The organism is Nocardiopsis sp. TNDT3 (assembly GCF_003427465.1).
In the GTDB taxonomy this organism is placed as follows: Bacteria; Actinomycetota; Actinomycetes; order Streptosporangiales; family Streptosporangiaceae; genus Nocardiopsis; species Nocardiopsis dassonvillei.
The window spans coordinates 1-1173 of the sequence record NZ_QPFC01001112.1; the positions used below are offsets into that span (position 1 = coordinate 1).

Consider the following 1173-nt stretch of genomic DNA (forward strand, 5'->3'; position numbering starts at 1 on the left):
GGCCGCGGCCAACCCCGGCGACGACCTGGTCGTGCTGCGCTGCTCCATCGGGCGCTTCGGCGAGGAGCGCGTCCTGGAGCGCTCCGACGAGGAGCTGGCCGCGGCCGCCGTGCGCGACCTGGCCACGGTCACCGGCATGGCCGGGGCGCCGGTGCAGACCCGGGTCACCCGGTGGACCGACGGTCTGCCCCAGTACGCCGTCGGCCACGCCTCCCTCGTCGAGCGCGTGCGCGCCGACGTCGCCCGCAGTCCCGGCCTGGGGGTGTGCGGCGCGGTCTACGGCGGTGTGGGCGTCCCCGCCTGCGTCGCCGACGCCCTCCAGCAGGCAGACCTCCTGGCGGGCGCCCTCACGACGAACAGTCCCACCGGCGGCGACGAGGCCGCCGGAACGAACCAGCAAGGAGTCAACCCGTGACGGGCCAGCACAACGAAGCCGTCGAGCAGGACGGCAGCGACCTCAACTCCCTCATCCGCTACACCATGTGGTCGGTCTTCAAGGTCGGGGCCCTGGACGGGATCGACCGCGCCGCCGCGGCCGACGAACTGGCCACGCTCCTGGACAAGGCCGCCGAGCAGGGTGTGACCACCCGCGGCAGCTACGACGTCCAGGGATTCCGCGCCGACGCCGACATCATGTTCTGGTGGGTGGCCGACTCCCCCGAGCAGGTCCAGGACGTCTACACGGCCTTCCGCCGCACGCGGATCGGCCGGGTGAGCACCCCGGTGTGGTCGGTCGTGGGCCTGCACCGCCCCGCCGAGTTCAACCGCGGCCACGTGCCCGCGTTCCTGGCCGGGGAGGAGCCGCGCGAGCACCTGTGCGTGTACCCGTTCGTGCGCTCCTACGAGTGGTACCTGCTGCCCGACGACGAGCGCCGCGCGCTGCTCGCCGAGCACGGCCGCATGGCCGCCCCCTACCCGGACGTGCGCGCCAACACGGTGTCCTCGTTCGGGCTCAACGACTACGAGTGGCTGCTCGCCTTCGAGGCCGACGACCTGCACCGCATCGTGGACCTGATGCGCCACCTGCGCGGCGCCAAGGCCCGCCTGCACACCCGCGAGGAGGTGCCGTTCTACACCGGTCGCCGCAAGAGCGTCGCCGAGCTGGTCGAGTCCCTGCCGTAGACGGCCACAACGCGAACGGGGGCGCCCCGGGGAGGGAACTCCTCCCCGGGG

The 1173-nt window shown here is 73.4% G+C and carries 2 protein-coding genes; both read left to right on the top strand.

The window, feature by feature from the left end:
* A partial coding sequence (locus tag DQW06_RS24490) for an FAD-dependent oxidoreductase (RefSeq protein WP_198662540.1) occupies positions 1-415 on the top strand: 415 nt, incomplete at its 5' end.
* Positions 412-1122 (top strand): hydrogen peroxide-dependent heme synthase, encoded by a 711-nt coding sequence (hemQ, locus tag DQW06_RS24495; protein WP_013153846.1) that lies wholly within the window; start codon positions 412-414, stop codon positions 1120-1122. The genes DQW06_RS24490 and hemQ, both read left to right, overlap by 4 nt.
* The last annotated feature ends 51 nt before the right edge of the window (positions 1123-1173 follow it).